Origin of the sequence: Pseudoalteromonas sp. NZS37 (assembly GCF_015864265.1) — a bacterium.
In the GTDB taxonomy this organism is placed as follows: domain Bacteria; phylum Pseudomonadota; class Gammaproteobacteria; order Enterobacterales; family Alteromonadaceae; genus Pseudoalteromonas; species Pseudoalteromonas arctica.
In genome coordinates, this window is the sequence record NZ_JADYXL010000001.1 from 142,945 (window position 1) to 161,319 (window position 18,375).

Annotated in this window: 3 protein-coding genes; 2 read left to right on the forward strand and 1 reads right to left on the reverse strand. The window is 44.6% G+C overall.

Features of this window, described 5'->3' with window-relative positions:
• Nucleotides 1-45: 45 nt before the first annotated feature.
• Nucleotides 46-366: a flagellar biosynthesis anti-sigma factor FlgM gene (gene flgM / locus I6F47_RS00705; RefSeq protein WP_007581856.1), complete on the forward strand. Its 321-nt coding sequence runs from the start codon at nt 46-48 to the stop codon at nt 364-366.
• On the forward strand, nt 359-790 hold the full coding sequence (locus tag I6F47_RS00710; protein WP_024592769.1) for a flagella synthesis protein FlgN: 432 nt from the start codon (nt 359-361) through the stop codon (nt 788-790). Before flgM ends, I6F47_RS00710 begins: the two co-directional genes overlap by 8 nt.
• A 147-nt stretch (nt 791-937) precedes the next feature.
• On the opposite strand, the gene I6F47_RS00715 is transcribed toward I6F47_RS00710, so the two are convergent.
• Nucleotides 938-18,136 (reverse strand): Ig-like domain-containing protein, encoded by a 17,199-nt coding sequence (locus I6F47_RS00715; RefSeq protein ID WP_197183155.1) that lies wholly within the window; start codon nt 18,134-18,136, stop codon nt 938-940.
• Nucleotides 18,137-18,375 lie beyond the last annotated feature (239 nt).

The window sequence follows — 18,375 nt, forward strand, 5'->3', positions numbered from 1 at the left end:
TGCCGATAACATGGCATAAGTTGGGTAATATACGGGTTTATTATTATGGTTAATCAAGTTAATGGCAGTAATCAACAAGCTAATGCGTTAACAAATGCAAAGCAACAACAAGTTGATTTAAAAAAAGATAACGCAAATACACAAGCGACGCAGACTCCTTCGCCTAAAGCAGCAAGTGACTCTGTAAGCTTGACGCCGCAAGCGCAGCAATTAAAAACGCTTCAAGATAAAGCACAGCAATCGTCTGGCTTTGATAGCGATAAAGTTGCTGAGCTAAAAAAAGCAATAACTGAAGGTAAATACCAAGTGGACAGTGAAAAGCTTGCTAAAAACTTAGCTGATTTTGAGTTTAACGTGTATGGCTGATCATAATAGTTTAATTAGCGTAAAACTAAACCAACAAGTAAGTTGTTTAGATTCTTTGCATACGCTATTAAACGACGAGCTTACTGCTATTGCTTCACGACGTGGTGCTGGTTTAAAAGAAATTACCCAACAAAAAATGTCTTTTTTAACTAAGCTAAGCACTCTAGATAAAGAGCTAAGTAAGCTTATTGCCAGTAACGACTCACAAAACCCTGAAATATCTGAGCTAATAAGCCAAGTTAAAACTCAACTTGCGCAATGCCAAAAACAAAATAATGTTAATGCTCATGCTGCCCGCCAAGCGCAACTAAGTGTTAAACAATTAAAAGAGATATTAATTGGCGCACCAACGTCAATGACCTACGACCAAGCCGGTAAATCTGTAAATACCGAGAGTAAACTGGTTCGTAATTTAAAAGCTTAAGCCCAAAATTTTACATTAAAAAAGCCTTATTGATTTATCAATAAGGCTTTTTTAATGTCCTTTATTCTTAAATTTCGTTATAAATAATATCAATTTGCTTAATAATATAAGCCCCCTTAATAAATAATTAAGAGGGCTCTATTAATATTAAATATCCGTTTGATTATTACTACTTTCAATTAAGTGTTTAATCATCTCTTCCGATTGATTTTGCACATCAACCGCAGGTGCTGCTGCATCAATGCTTCCCCCACTTTGAGCTGGAGTATAAGCAATTGCAGAGCCTTCATCCTCAACCAGCGTATTTAGCGCTATAAGCTGCTCTGCATCTTCGCTAATGATTACGTCATTAATATTAAGCGGTTCTGCCGAACTCATTTGCACCGTTTGCTCAGGTGTTGATAGACCACTCAAGTTACCTAAATCAATCGTTTCAGTGCTTAATACGTTGCTGCTTGAAACTTCATTAGGAATTGTATCGCCTAGAGCCGACTCTTCGCTAAATGATGCAGGGATTGTATCGCCAGAAGCAGCGCTTGCTCCACTATCGTAAATATTGCCTGACTCTATAAATACATCATTTCCATTTTTAACTTGATAATTACCAGCTTCGTCCACAGTATAGAAATGCGTGTTTTCAAGACCTGTACCCAGTAAACCTAAAAGATTCAGATCTAAATTAGTAGAGTCCCAATTACCTTGAGCATCTACAACTGCATATGGCGCTGAAGTTAATACTAAATCAATGCCTAAAACTAATGAGTCGAAAATATAGACCTTACTTCCCTCACCGCCATCAGATGTACCTTCGTAACCAACCAATATCCCTGTACCCAATAAATTAAGTAAGTACTCAGGTTCTACTGTAAAGTTGATCGGTGTATTATCAATAACCAATCCAGATAAACTACCGCTTGATGTTGCGTTTCCAGAACTATCGGTCGCTACAGCTGTTACTGTATAAGCCCCATCAGCTAAGGTAGTATTAGCTGCTACGCTCCACTCACCAGATGCATCAGCAAATACTGTTTCAGTTGCCTCTGTAGCGCCACTAAAGGTCACCGTTACTGACTCACCTGGAGCGGCTGTACCTGTTATAACTGGGTTTTGATCTGTAGTTAGTACCAATCCTGAATCAATTGTAATACCTGAGTCAATTGCGCTACTTGATGATTGCGTACCAGTATTACTTGCACCATCAACAATGCTTACATCAACGCTGTAGTTGCCCTCAGGAAGTACTTCTGCTGATGTCACGCTCCAAGTTCCATCAGCTCCAACTGTTGTTTGAACATTGTGAGTGGCACCAGCTGAATCAGTAAACATAACTATAACCGCTGCACCTGCAAAGCTTCCAGTAACTGACCCCGTAACAGTAGGCGTTGTATCTTGCCCTACCAATATTGGATCTATGACTATAGTTGGTGCAGTGTAGTCTGTGCTTGACACCATTGTATCGCTTGATGAGTTACCTGCAGCATCACTCACTGTCGCAGTAGCACTAAAGCTACCTTCACTAAGCGCGGTGGTAGCTGTTACTGACCATGTGCCACTTCCTGAAACTTGAGCGGTAACAGTTTGTGAATCATTATTAGCATCGGTAATAACAACACTCACATTTGTACCTGCTGGTGCATCACTTATACCTGTTATCGTCGGTAGCGGGTTATTGGTTACAGGTAATTGATCAACTTCAACTGTTGGTGGTGTTAAATCAATTATTCCACCAAGACTTGTAGAGCTTGAAAGCCCTAAGTCTTCAACTGTAGCACTTACAGTAAAGGCGCCTTCAGCTAATGGTGTTGTAGGTATTAGAGTCCATTCACCGGCAATGGCTGTGGTGTTATATGTCGTTGCTGTACCGCTACTATCGGTAATAACTACCTGTACATCACCTGCTAATACATCCGTGGTACCTGTAATCGTGGGCGTTGTATCGCTTGTATCTACAATTTGATTAATTAACAAACCAGGTAAGGTTGTACTAATAGTGCCTGTTTGGGTTGCTGTTGCTTCATTTCCAGCGCTATCGGTACTTATGGCCTCAACTGTAATTTCTCCTTCAGGTAATAAAGAAGCAATGACAGACCAAGTGCCATCTCCTAAAACAGTAGTAGTAACTGTTTGTACTGCGGCTGTTGAGTCAGTGATATTTACAGTAATTAAACTCCCTACTTCCTCATCGCTAGAGCCTGTAATTGTTGGTGTTAGAGTATTAAGTACTCCGAACGCATCTATTACTAACACTGGTGGAATGGTGTCTATAGTTACTTGTTCAATGGCTGACTGCCCAGTATTACCTGCGGCATCAGTAATACTCGCATACACATCATATACACCATCTGATAAGCTAGTTGTTACTAAAGACCACGTGCCGTCGCTACCAACTACAGCATCAAATACTGTTTCATCACCATTACTACCAATAACAGTTACGTCAATGTCTGTACCCTCAGGCTCTTCAGAACTGCCTGAAATAGTTAATATATCGGTATCGCTAATAGTCAATGGTAAAATATCAACCACTGGTACTAGTGTATCCACTACAAACTCGAGAGTATCGGTAACTACGTTTCCTGCATCATCAGTAATACTCACATTAGCAACGTGCTGCCCTTCAGATAATGCATCAACTTCAAGTGTAAATATTCCCAAAGCATCAACTGTAGTAGTTAGTACAGTGCCGCCATCTAGTTGTATTTCAACAACACCATTAATTAAATCACTGGTACCTTGGATTATTGGCGTGGAGTCTGATGTTGTGCCAATAACCTGTAAGCCAAGTGTTGGCGATATTGTATCCACCACTGCGGTAAGTAGTTGCGTGGTAGTAATACCGACCTCACTTAACACGTCAACTGTTACGCTAAATGTACCTTCAGCTAATGATTGAGGAACCTGTACAGCCCACGTATTATCGGCTTGCACTATAGCCCTAAGCTCTTGTACTACATTTCCGCTATCTACCACTTTAACTAGCACTTCAGTGCCTGGTGCTTGGTCGGTCGTACCACTAATTATTGGTAAATCGCCCTCACCAGTAGCAAAGTCAACTACTGCATTTAGTACTGGGGTTGAAGCATCTACATCAGCAGTCGTAATAGTGGTGGTGTTACCCGCATCATCGGTTGCAGAGGCTTCAATAACTGATAAGCCAATAACATTAACGGCTAGGCCTAATAGCTCCCAATCACCATTTGCATCTGTGGTTACATCGTATGTTAAATCGAGTAAATCACCTGCAAGCTCTAGAGTAACCGTAACGGTTTTACCTTCGCCCAAATCAGATGTACCAGATAAAGAAACCAACTGACCTAATAGGAACGAAGGCACAATTGTTAGCTCTGGTCCCACGGTATCAACCTCACCACCGGTTTTATTGTCAACCGAAGTATTGCCCGCAGCATCGCTAATAGTTGCACTAACACTGTAAACACCGTCAGCTAAAATATTATTAGCAGCCGCTTGCCAGTCTCCATTGCCATCGGTTTGAACGGTCATTTGATGAGAAACTCCAGCAGAATCAGTAAAGGTAACAATAACGTTTGTATTTTCCTCGTTAGACGTACCTGTAATCAATGGAGTGCTATCTTGAGTTAGTATTAATGAACTTTGATTAATACTAATTTCAGGAGCAATTGTATCAATGGTTGCTGTATTTGTTGCGTCCCCGGTATTACCCGCGCTATCAGTAACAGAGACTTCAACTGAATAATCTCCTTGTGATAGAGAGCTAGTTGCCTCTACAGACCATACACCACCAGTTTGAACTGTTGTATTTACAGTATGCTCATTACCTTGTGCATCAGTAAATACCACTGCAACAGCATCACCCACATTGGCACCTGTCACACTTCCAGAAATACCCGGGGTTAGGTCTGTACTTCCAACAATATCGCTAATAGTTACAACTGGCGCAGTTATATCAACTACCCCTGTAGTACTTGTGTTTACAGGGTTACCGGCAGTATCTGTGGTTGAAGCTAAAACCGTGTAAATGCCCTCACTCAACTCTGTACTTGCAGCGACTGACCATGTGCCATTTGCACCAACAGTAGCATTAACCGTCTGCTCTGCACCTAAGCTATCAGTAATTAAAATAATAACTAATGCGCCCTGTGGTGCAGTGGTTGTACCTGAAATAGTTGGCGTTGTGTCATTTAAAGTTACAAGCGGCGTAATACTAAGTGCTGGTGCTGTTAAATCGATAACACCACCGCCCGTTGCATTACTCGTTAATCCTCCTTCAGTTACACTTGCCGAAACAGTAAACTCACCTTCAGGAAGAATAGTTGTCGCATCAACACTCCAAATCCCGCCTACTACCGAAGTAGTTACAGTATGTGAAACGTTATTAACGTCAGTTATAACGACTGTGATCACCGAGTTATCTATTGCACTACTTGTGCCTGATATTGCTGGTGTTTGATCGTTCGTATCAACAATTGTATTAATATTAATTGTAGGCGCATTGGTATTTAAAGTTGCGGTACTATTTGCAACTGATTCATTCCCTGCGGCATCAGTAACACTTGCAGAAACTGTAACTTCACCATCAGTCAGTACATCTGTAATATCTACAGTCCAAGCACCTCCTGCACCAACAACAGTTGTGTAAGTCTCGGTACTATCTCCATCGGTCACAGTTACTGTAATACTCGTGTTTTCAGGTTCATTGGATGTGCCTGAAATAGTTGGCGTGCTGTTATTAATTGTACCTAATGCATTTATAGTAATACTTGGTGCTTGAGTATCAATAAAGCTCGAGCCTGTATCCAAACCTTGATTGCCAGCATCATCGGTAATACTTACCTCTACATCATAATTGCCATCTGGCAAGCTTGGCGCCGTAACTTGCCAATCGCCGTTAGCATCAACTATTGCGGTTAAAATGTGTGTGTCATTATTGCTATCTGTAATGACTATATCGACCACCGTATTCTGTGGTTCAGTTGAAGTACCACTTACAATTGGTGTATTAGTGTTAAATACAGTTATATCATTAAGTACAATAACAGGTACTTGGGTATCAATTGTTAAATCAATAGTCGTGCTGCTGATATTATTAGCATCATCGGTAATACTTACTTGCGCCGTATAATCACCATCAACAAGTGCTACGGGGACATCTACTTGCCAATTGCCATCAGTACCCACAGTTGCTGTTAGTGTTTGACCACCAATAATAATGCTTACATCTGCACCTATCTCATTACTTGTGCCTGAAATTGTAGGTGTTGTATCTATTGTCGCGTTAACTTCGTTCACAATTAATGTAGGATCAACACTGTCTATTTCACCTTGAGCCTGCTGCGTTGTTAAGTTGCCAACACTGTCTCTAACCTCTGCAACAACGGTATATTGACCTTGCGCTAGCTCTGCAGGTACAGCAACAGACCAGTCGCCACCGGCTTGAACTGTCGCAGTAAACGCTTGGCTTTCTCCTTCACTATCAGTCACGGTTATATTAATTACAGTGCCTTGCCCCATATCGGTGGTGCCGCTAATTACTGGCGTACTGTCATTAGATAAAGCATCGACACTAACTGTTAGGTCTGGCGCTACGTTATCAAAATCAAGTGTATTGATTGTTCTAACATTACCAGCGGCATCCGTTGCACTGGCAGTTACATAGGCAAGATTTAGTAAAGGTACTGTTATGTTTGCAAGCCCCCACGTACCATCAGGATTTGTTGTCGCTGTATAAGTTGCGCCAACTAACCCACCAACTAGGTACTCTGTAATAGTGATTACAGAGCCTCCTGGTAAATCAGAATCCCCCGAAAGAGAAACCAAATTTCCTAATAAAAACGATGGAATAATTTCAAGATCCGGAGCGGTTATATCCACTTCGCCAGTGTCTGTACCCGTGCCTGTGTTGCCTGCTGCATCGGTGATGCTGGCGCTGACGCTGTAATTACCTTCAGCTAATGTGCCTGTTGGTGTCGCACTCCAGTTACCATTGGCATCGGTTTGTACATCAATGCTTTGAGTAGCATTTGTTGCATCGGTAAACGTAACCGTGATGGTGCTGTTAGGCGCATCACTGGTGCCAGTAACCGTCGGTGTGCTGTCGTTTGTTAATAATGGCGCATCCACACTCACACTTGGTGCAGTGGTATCAATGGTGCCATTGCCTGTAATATCGGTGCTGTTACCTGCCACATCGCTGATGTTAGCTTCAATACTATACGGTCCTTCTGCTATCGCTGTTGGCACTTCGACTGAGAAGTTGCCATCTTCATCAACCGTGGTGGTGAACGTTTGTGTATTGCCTAAATCATCCACTACGGTGAAGTTAATAACGGTGCCTTCAACCGCATCGCTTGTGCCGCTAAATGTCGGGGTGATGTCATTACTTGAACCAGGGCTGGTAAGTATAAGTGTCGGTGCAATGGTATCTATTTCACCAGCACCTGTGGCGATGGTGTCATTGCCTGCTGCATCGCTCACGCTTGCGCTGATGGTGTATCCACCTTCTGCAATGGCTGCCGGTACAGGAATTGACCATGTGCCATTGGCTAGTACGGTGGCGCTCATTGTTTGCGGTGTGCCACTGCTGTCAGTGACAATAATCGTTACTTCACTGCCTTGCGGTGCATCGCTGGTACCTGCAATCGTTGGCGTGGTGTCGTTGCCTACACCGTTGTCGGTGATAACAAGGCTTGGTGCGGTTAAGTCAATCTCGCCTGTCTCGGTGGCGCTGCCGATATTACCTAGGCCATCGTCTACCTCTGCGGTGACAGTATATTCACCTTCGGCTAGTACGCTTGGTGCATCGACACTCCATACTCCACCCGTTACGGTCGCATCAACTGTCGTAATATTCCCTGCACTGTCTTCAAACGTTAAGCTAATGGTGGTGTTATCTGCCGTATCGCTTGTACCATTAATGGTTGGGGTGGTGTCGTTGGTATCAACCAGTGTATTAATACTGATGCTTGGCGCAGTGGTGTTGAGTGTTGCGGTTTCACTTAACGTGGTGGTGTTGCCTGCACTGTCACTGACGCTTGCTTCAATAGTAAGCTCTCCATCAGCTAATGCTGTCGGCACATCTGCTGACCAGCTGCCATCGGCTTGCACTGTTGCGGTAAACGTTTCTGTTGTGGTGCCGTCGCTTACACTGATGTTTATCACTGTGCCCGCTGGCGCATTGCTGCTTCCGCTGATTGTTGGGGTGCTGTCGTTAGTGGCGCCCACGGTATCCAGTGTTAATGTCGGTGCTAAGGTATCAAGGGTGCCTGATTGAACTGCGCCGCCGGTGTTCCCTGCCGCATCGGTGATGCTAGCCTGTACAGTGTAGCCCCCATCTGGTAATTCAGGGCTGGTTGCTTGCCAATCACCGTTTGCATCCACAGTAGCGGTGATTGGGTGTTCATCACCGTTGCTGTCAGTAATAACAATGTTTACAACCGTGCCTTCAGGCTCTGTTGAGGTACCACTAACAACTGGGGTGCTGTCGTTGCCAAGGCCCAGTGCATCAACGGTGACAACCGGTGTAATAGTATCCACATTACCACTGCTGTTTGCGGTGCTCTCATTGCCTGCCGCATCGGTAATACTCGCGCTTACAGTAAAATCACCTTGTGCAAGGGCACCTGGAATTTCAATATTCCAGTGACCATCGCTGCCAACTAGGGTCTCAATGGTTTGCACAGCACCTGTGCTGTCGGTGATAGTGAGCGTTACGGTGCCACCAATTTCATTACTGGTGCCCTGAAGCTCTGGTGTTAAATCGCTGACATCGCCCACGTTTTGAATGGTGAGCGTTGGCGCTTGCGTGTCGATGGTACTGGTGTCACTCACGGTGGTTTCGTTGCCGACACTGTCGCGTACACTTACTTCAATNTTTTCACTTAATGTAGTGGTGTTGCCTGCACTGTCGCTTACGCTTGCTTCGATAGTGAGTGGACCATCAGTTAGCGCGTTCGGTACATCCGCTGACCAACTGCCATCGGCTTGCACTGTCGCGATGAACGTTTCTGTATTATCTGCATCCGTGACGTTAATCGTTATAACCGTGCCTGCTGGCGCGTTCGATGTCCCACTAATTGTTGGCGTGCTGTTATTAATTGCACCCACTGTATCCAGTGTTAATGTCGGTGCTAGAGTATCAAGGGTGCCTGATTGTGTGGCGCCGCCGGTATTGCCTGCATCATCGGTGATACTGGCTTGCACTGTGTAACTTCCATCTGGTAATTCAGGGCTGGTTGCTTGCCAATCACCATTTGCATCCACGGTGGCGGTGATTGGGTGTTCATCACCGTTATTGTCGGTAATAACAATGTTTATAACCGTGCCTGCAGGCTCTGTTGAGGTACCGCTGATCACTGGCGTGCTGTCGTTACCCAAGCCCAGTACATCAACGGTGACAACTGGCGTAATAGTATCCACATTACCACTGCTGTTTGCGGTGCTCTCGTTGCCTGCCCCATCGGTAATGCTGGCAACAACGCTAAAGTCACCTTGCGCAAGGGCTGTTGACACTTCAATAGCCCAATGCCCATCGCTGCCGACTATAGTGTCAATGGTTTGTACTGTGCCTGCGCTGTCGGTGATGATGAGTGTAACGGTGCCACCAATTTCATTACTGGTGCCCTGAAGCTCGGGTGTTAAATCGCTGACATCGCCCACGTTTTGAATGGTGAGCGTTGGCGCTTGCGTGTCGATGGTACTGGTGTCACTCACGGTGGTTTCGTTGCCGACACTGTCGCGTACACTTACTGCAATGGTGCTTTGACCTTCACTTAATGGTGTCGCTGGTGTGGCACTCCAGTTGCCATCCGCATCCACAAGCGCGGTGATGGTTTGTGGATTACCATCACTGTCGGTCACTACAATAGTGACTTGCGCGCCTTCCCCCGCATCACTTGTGCCGCTAATAACCGGTGTATTGCTGTCACTTTGTGCTGCAACATCAACAGTGAGTGTCGGCGGTGTATTATCAAAGTCATCTGAGCTAATTGTACGGGTATTACCTGCGGCATCGGTCGCTGTTGCGATCACGGAGCCAACATCAAGTAAAGATACATCTAATCCGACTAATGACCAGTTGCCATCCGCATCCGTTGTAGTGGTATATGTTGCACCAATACCACCGCCTACCAGTTGCTCGGTAATGGTAATTTCACTGCCTGCAGGCAAATCAGAGGTGCCGCTTAGAGTAATTAACAAACCAAGTTCAAACGTTGGTGTAAAGGCAAGTGCCGGTGGGGTTACATCTACTTCGCCACCGTCCGTGCCAGTACCTGTGTTGCCTGCGGCATCGGTAATGCTGGCGCTGACGCTGTAATTACCTTCAGCTAATGTACCTGTTGGTGTCGCACTCCAGTTACCATTAACATCGGTTTGTACATCAATGCTTTGGATGGCATTTGCTGCATCTGTAAACGTAACCGTAATCGTGCTGTTAGGTGCATCACTGGTGCCAGTCACGGTTGGCGTGCTGTCGTTTGTTAATACTGGCGCATCCACAGTAATACTTGGTGCAGCGGTGTCTATTGTGCCGTTACCTGTAATGTCAGTGCTGTTACCGGCAACATCGCTGATGCTGGCTTCAATACTATACGGTCCTTCTGCAAGTGCTGTAGGCACTTCGACTGAGAAGGTGCCATCGGCATCAACCGTGGTGGTGAACGTTTGCTCTCCCCCTAAATCATCCGTTACGATGAAGGTGATCACGGTGCCTTCAACCGCATCACTGGTGCCGCTTAAGGTTGGGGTTACGTCGTTACTTGAGCCTGGGCTGGTAAGTACAAGGGTCGGTGCGGTGGTATCTATTTCACCAGCGCCTGTGGCGGTGGCTTCGTTGCCTGCCACATCTTCAACACTCGCGCTTACGGTGTATGCACCTTCTGCAAGTGCTACCGGTACAGGAATTGACCACGTACCATTAGCAAGCACGGTGGCATTTATTGTTTGCGCTGCGCCGTTGCTGTCGGTGACAACAATGGTTACTTCACTGCCTTGCGGTGCATCGCTGGTACCTGCAATCGTTGGGGTGGTATCGTTGCCTACGCCGTTGTCGGTAATAACAAGGCTCGGTGCGGTTAAGTCTATCTGACCTGTTTCGGTGGCGCTGCCGATATTACCTAGGCCATCGTCTACCTCTGCGGTCACCGTGTATTCACCTTCGGCTAAATCAGTTGGTGCATCAACGCTCCAGACGCCACCCGTTACCGTCGTATCAACAGTCGTAATATTCCCTGCACTGTCTTCAAACGTTAAGCTAATGGTGGTGTTATCTGCCGCATCGCTTGTACCATTAATGGTTGGGGTAGTGTCGTTGGTATCAACCAATGCATTAATACTAATGCTTGGGGCCGTGGTGTTGAGTGTTGCGGTTTCACTTAATGTAGTGGTATTACCGGCGTTATCACTAACGCTAGCTTCAATGGTGAGCTCACCATCGCTCAGTGCATTCGGTACATCCGCTGACCAGCTGCCATCAGCTTGTACTGTCGCGGTGAACGTTTCTGTTGTGGTGCCATCACTCACGCTGATGCTAATAACAGTCCCCGCTGGCGCATTGGTACTTCCGCTGATAGTCGGGGTGCTATCGTTCGTTGCGCCCACGGTATCAAGCACAAGCGTTGGCGCGAGGCTATCAATGGTGCCCGATTGTACGGCACTATCGGTGTTACCTGCGGCATCGGTAATGCTGGCTTGCACACTGTAGCTGCCCTCTGGTAATTCAGGGCTGGTTGCTTGCCAGTTGCCGTTCGCATCGACTGTGGCTGTAATTGGTGTTTCATCGCCGTTACTGTCGGTGATAACAATATTCACAACGGTGCCTTCAGGCTCTGTTGAGGTACCACTAATCACTGGGGTGCTGTCGTTGCCTGAGCCCAATGCATCAACGGTGATAACGGGTGTAATGGTATCTACATTACCACTGCTGTTCGCGGTGGTGTCGTTGCCTGCAGCATCGGTAATACTCGCGGTTACAGTAAAGTCTCCTTGCGCAAGCGCACTTGGAATTTCAATGTCCCAGTGACCATCACTTTCAACGGTGGTGGTAATGGTTTGCACAGCCCCTTCGCTGTCGGTGATGATGAGTGTAACGGTGCCGCCAATTTCATTACTGGTGCCTTGTAATATCGGTGTTAAGTCGTTTACATCGCCAACAGTTTGGATAGTTAATGTCGGTGCTTGCGTATCTAATATAATTGTATCTGTAACTGTTGTCGTATTTCCTGCTTCATCAGACACACTCACTTCGATGGTGTTATCACCTTCATTTAAATCTGTTTGTGGAGTTACTTCCCAGTTACCATTTGTATCTACTGTAGTGGTAAGTGTTTGTTCAACCCCGTTTTCATCGGTAATAACAACCGTGATACTGGTACCAACTTCTGCATCACTAGTACCTGAAATGGTAGGTGTTGAGTCGTTAGTTACAGTATCAAAGTCAACTGTTAAGCTAGGCCCTGATGTATCTATGTTGCCTGTAGCCGTATCTGAAGCGCTATTTCCTGCAGCATCAGATACTTCAGCTTCTACAGAGTAATCGCCCGAGGCCAACTCTTGAGAAAGTTCAATACTCCAATTACCTTCTACATCTGTTGTAGTGCTAAATGTGCGAACAACCCCTTGAGAATCAGTAACCGTTAAATTTATAACTGTGCCTGCAACTACGTCTGTTGTGTTACCAGAAATAACTGGGGTTGTATCATTACTTGTTTCTAGTTCATTTACTTGTATGGTTGGAGGCGTAATATCAATTACAGCATCAAGCTCTGCATTAGCCGTTCCACCACCTATGTCTGTTACTGTTGCACTAATTAAAATGGTGCCCTCAGCTAAATCGGTTGGCGGAGTAACACTCCAGAGTCCGTTTTCATCAACAACTGTGGTTAAAGTAATTGTTGCACCCGCTGAGTCAGTGATCTGAACTTCAACTTGAGAGCCAACTTGTGCATTAAAAGTATCACCATTTATTTGAGGTGTTTGATCGTTAGTTTCGCCAATAATATCAATGGTGATAGTCAATGCGCTTGTATCGATTGTACCTAAAGCACTTGCTGTGCCTTCATTACCAGCGCTATCACTGATACTTGCATCTACAGAGTAGGTCCCTTCTGCTAAAGCCGCTGACACTTCTGCAGTCCAACTCCCGTCTGCAATTACTTGTGCTGTAATTGTTTGTACTGCACCATTAGCATCAGTCACAGTTAGAGTAATAGTTGAACCAGCAGTCTCCCCACTAACTGTGCCTGAAATGGTCGGTGTTGTATCACTCGTATCGCCTAGCGCATTAATAGTAACTATTGGCGCTGTGGTATCAACTTCGCCTGTTGTTGTTGCGGTTGTTTCATTGCCCGCTGTATCTGTAACCGATACCTCAACCGTAAATTCGCCTTCGCTTAATTCATTTGGTACATCCACACTAAAGGTGCCATCGGCTTGTACTTCAGTAGTAATTATTTGTGGATTACCAGCTTCATCAGTGACCGTAATAGTAACTAACGTGCCCTCAGGCTCGCCAGTAGCGGTGCCTGAAATAGTTGGGGTGGTGTCGCTAGTATCAGCCAGTGCGTCTATCGTGATCACCGGTGCTGAAGTATCAACTTCGCCCGTTGTTGTTGCGGTAGTTTCATTACCTGCAGTATCAGTAACCGATACCTCAACCGTAAATTCGCCTTCGCTTAATTCATTTGGTACATCCACACTAAAGGTGCCATCGGCTTGTACTTCAGTGGTGATGGTTTGCGGGTTACCAGCATCATCAGTGACTGTAATTGTAACAACAGTGCCCTCCGGCTCGCCCGTTGCTGTACCTGAAATAGTTGGGGTGGTGTCGTTAGTATCAGCCAGTGCGTCTATCGTGATCACCGGTGCTGAAGTATCAACTTCTCCCGTTGTTGTTGATGTGGTTTCATTGCCCGCAGTATCAGTAACCGATACTTCAACCGTAAATTCACCTTCACTTAATTCGTTCGGTACATCCGCACTAAAGGTGCCATCAGCTTGCACTTCAGTGGTAATTATTTGTGGGTTACCAGCTTCATCAGTGACCGTAATAGTAACTAATGTGCCCTCAGGCTCACCCGTTGCGGTGCCTGAAATGGTTGGGGTGGTGTCGTTAATATCACCTACGGGGTCAATAATAACTGTTGGCGCGGCAGTATCAACTTCGCCTGTTGTTGTTGCGGTAGTTTCATTACCTGCAGTATCTGTAACCGATACCTCAACCGTAAATTCGCCTTCGCTTAATTCATTTGGTACATCCACACTAAAGGTGCCATCGGCTTGCACTTCAGTGGTGATGGTTTGCGGATTACCCGCGTCATCAGTTACCGTAATAGTAACAACGGTGCCCTCTGGCTCGCCCGTTGCTGTGCCAGAAATTGTCGGTGTGGTGTCGTTGCTATTTGCCAGTGGATCAATCGTAATAGCAGGAGCTGAGGTATCAATAATACCCGTTGTTACTTCTGTACTTACGTTACCAGCAGTATCAGTGATTGATACGTCTACGCTGTATTCGCCTTCACTTAATTCATCTGGTACATCAACAGTGAAAGTGCCGTCAGCGAGTACTTCTGTAGTGATGGTTTGTGGGTTACCAGCTTCATCAGTCACGGTAATAGTAACAACTGTGCCTTCTGGCTCGCCAGTTGCGGTGCCTGAAATAGTCGGTGTTGTATCGTTGCTATCAGCGAGTGCATCAATCGTAATAGTTGGTGCGGTATTATCGATAGTTCCTTGTGCTGAAGTTTCACTTTGGTTACCTGCTTCATCGCTAACGATGGCATTAACGCTAAAGTCACCTTCAACTAACTCATTAATAGCATCAGCTGTCCAGCTACCATCAGCTAGCGTTTGTGTTGTAATTGTTTGTGTATTACCACCAGCATCTGTCAATGTTAACGTAACCGTTGTTCCAGCTGGCACATTTTGTACGGAACCTGAAATTGTTGGAGTAGTATCGGCGCTATCTGGGATTGTATTAATTGCTATAATTGGAGCTGATAAATCAATTGTTCCAGTACCGGTATCGCTTGCTTCATTACCTGCAGCGTCTGTTACTGTTGCCGTAATTGTAAAGTCGCCTTCAGCAACAGCTTGGGTTGCCCCAACTTGCCAAGTTCCATCTTCTGACACAACCGCCGTCAATGTTTGAGACTCACCATTTGCATCAGTAACTAAAACACTAACAAGGCTACCCGGAGCTACATCACTCGTTGTTCCGCTAAATGTAGGCGTTGTATCGTTTGAATCAGCAAAGTCATTTACTGCAACTAAAGGAGGGGTGGTATCAACTGAGCCTAATTGTGAATCTTGAGCTGCGTTACCTGCATTATCAGATACATTAGCTGTTACTGTAAAATCCCCCTCACTTAAAGCAGTTGGAACCTCAATACTCCAAGTACCATCAGCACTTATAGTAGTAACTAACTGTTGCTCAGCCCCTAGACTATCGGTAACAATTAAAGTTACTTCACTCCCAGATGCTAAACCTTGGGTAGAGCCGGTAAGAATAGGTGTTGTATCGTTTGTATCTGCAATATTGTTGATAGTCACACTTGGTGCGGTTAAATCGACCGAACCTGTAACAGTTGCCGTACTGCTATTGCCTGCAGTATCGCTAACACTTGCTGTTACTGTGAAATCACCTTCACTGAGATCTGCAATAATATCCGCTGTATATGTACCATCTGTATTCGTAATTGTTGTAAGTGTTTGTTCATTGCCTTCACTGTCAGTTATTACTAATGTAACTTCGGTCCCTGCAGGTACATCAATTACATTACCGCTTACAGATGGGGTTACATCATTCGTATCCTCAATAGGATTTATCGTGATTGCCGGATCGGTTAAATCAATCTCTCCAGTTTCACTTGCAGAAGCTGTATTACCCGCAGCATCAGTTACAGTTGCAACCACACTAAACTGACCTTCAACCAATTCATTACTTGCCTCAACTGACCAACTTCCGTCAGCACCAGTAACTACTTGCACGGTTTCTGCTACGCCATCGCTTCCTGTAAATGTAACGGTTACTAACGCACCAGGTTCTACGTCTTGTGTAGAGCCGCTAATTGTAGGTGTTGTATCGTTAGTATCAATAATAAAATTAATACTTACAGTTAAATCAACATTACCTACTGCACTTGCTTGCGCTTCATTACCCGAGTCATCTATAACAGCAGCAACTACAGTAAAGTCGCCCTCCGGTAGAGGAGTTGTTACTTGTGCAGTCCACGAACCATCTTCTTGCGTCACTGCAAGTAATGTAAATGTACTCCCATCGCTTGCCGTAATAGTTAAAGTAATGGTTGTACCTGCAGGCACATTACCGGTGTTACCACTTAAAAATGGAGTGGTATCGTTAGTATTAGCAATTGCATCGATTTGAATTGAAATAGGAGCAAACGTTATTTCGCCGTTTGTTTGCGCAGTAGCCTCATTACCTGCTGCATCGGTTACTGACGCAGTTGCTGTAAACTCACCACCTGGCAAGATGTCATTAGCATCAACACTCCATGTACCATCTTCATTTAATAAAGTAGTTAAAGTTTGTACGCTACCGTTTATATCGGTTACTAATACTGTAATTACAGAGCCCGCTGGAGCGTCTTCTACCCTACCTACAAATGTTGGTGTAGTATCGTTAGTATCAGCAATTGCAGTAACGGTAATATCTGGATTTGTTAAATCAACAACACCTTGGTTATTTGCTTGGGCTTGATTACCTGCAGCATCGCTTACACTTGCATCAACCTCAAACTGCCCTTCAGCCAATGGCGTAGTTACGTCAATAGACCAATCACCATCAGCGTTAGTTTGGGTTAATAATGTTTGAGTTTGACCATTAAAATCGGTAATAACCACACTAATAATAGAGCCAGCAGGTACATCTTGCGCGTTACCTGTAATAGTTGGCGTGGTGTCTTGAGTGTCGTTAATATTATTAATTTGTACCGTAGGCGCCGTTAAATCAACTACTCCTGAATCACTTGCTAATGCTAAGTTTCCTACACTGTCGCTTACTTGTGCATCAACAGTAAAATCACCTTCGGGTAAAGGAGTCCCAACTTCTACACTCCAGCTTCCATCGGCTTGAGTAACCGCTGTTAATGTTTGTATTTGTCCTGCACTATCTGTAACAGTAATTGTTACTTGCGTGCCTTCAGGAACACCATTTGTTGTTCCAACAAGTGGTGGTGTTGCGTTATTTGTTTCATCAGTTACATTTACTGTGATTACCGGAGCAGTTAAATCTACATTAGCTAAAGCTTGGTCTACAGCTTGATTTCCAGCGGCATCAATCGCCACTGCGCTTACGTTAAACTCTCCTTCAGATAAAGGTGAGGTAGTAGTAATAACCCAATTTCCTAGCGCATCAACCTGAGTAACAATTGTTTGTACCGTACCTGCACTATCCGTTAACGTGACTGACACATTATCCCCAGTATTCAACCCAGATACAGTCCCTGTTACTGTCACTGTTTGCGAAGCAGAATCGGAAACAGGATCAATAGCAATAAGCGGAGGTGTTGTATCAATTTCTATAGAAATAGTGTCGTTTATAGGGTTGCCAACAGGATCTGTTGCTTCAACAACAACGGTCACAGGGCCATCCGCAACTGGAGTTGGTAGGGTTATTTCAAAGGTACCATCAGGGCCAATCACAACACTAACTACTTGAGAATTTCCATCAACATCAGTTACCGTTACATTAACCGTTTCGCCAATTAAGTTTTCACTCGTACCGGTAATTGTTGGTTGTGATGAATTAGTAACGCCCAGCTCATTAAGTGAAATAGAAGCCGAAGTTGCGTCAGGCACAATACCATCAGAGGTATCTCTTAAATTAAAAGCTTCAGTAGCGCTTTGATCAAAAGAAGAATCAAAAGTAACACTACTAGGATCAACACTTTCAGAAATTCGGGTTAACTGTACAAACGAACTACCTCCATCTGCACCAGCTGCATTACCGCCACCAGCGGCTGTTGCCTCTAAATTATCTAAAATGTCCCCATCACCCTCTAATGCATCTAAAAAATCTGTTACATCTGAATTAGCCGCCGTTGATGAGTCTTGCTCTGTACCTAAGTCTAAGCTTGCGATTGCTTCATCTAAACTTTCATCAAAAACAGTTGTTTCGCTAGAGTCTCTTGCTTCTTTAGCTAATAGGTCTGGTGTTATTTTTACCTTTTGATTTGCGGGTATAGATAAGGTTTCACCTTGCACATCTATTTGTAACGACGACTTAATAGCAGTAACAACTAAATCACCTACGGTAATAATGTCACCAACGTTTAACGCTCTTATTGATCCATCATCCAACACAACACCCGCCGAACCCTGAATATCAATAACTACAAGTTGATTTGCTTCCATTTAGATACCCTCAAACTTTTTAAAATAACAATCTAATAAGTTAAAGGTAGAACAAAAAAAGCACATAGATACTGGACTCAAGTACAGGTTTAGAAGAAAAATTCAAAAATAAAAAATCAACAAAAAAGTGGTAGAAATTTTTTTTTATGCTGTCCAAAAAGATTACTTGCAAAATTAGCACTCCTTTACTAAATATTTAAAAGAGTATTTTCGGTCTTAACAGGATCTAAGAGGAAGAA

Coding starts and splice junctions, on each gene's coding strand:
- flgM (WP_007581856.1), top strand. CDS start 46: ATGGTTAATCAAGTTAATGGCAGTAATCAACAAGCTAATGCGTTAACA.
- I6F47_RS00710 (WP_024592769.1), top strand. CDS start 359: ATGGCTGATCATAATAGTTTAATTAGCGTAAAACTAAACCAACAAGTA.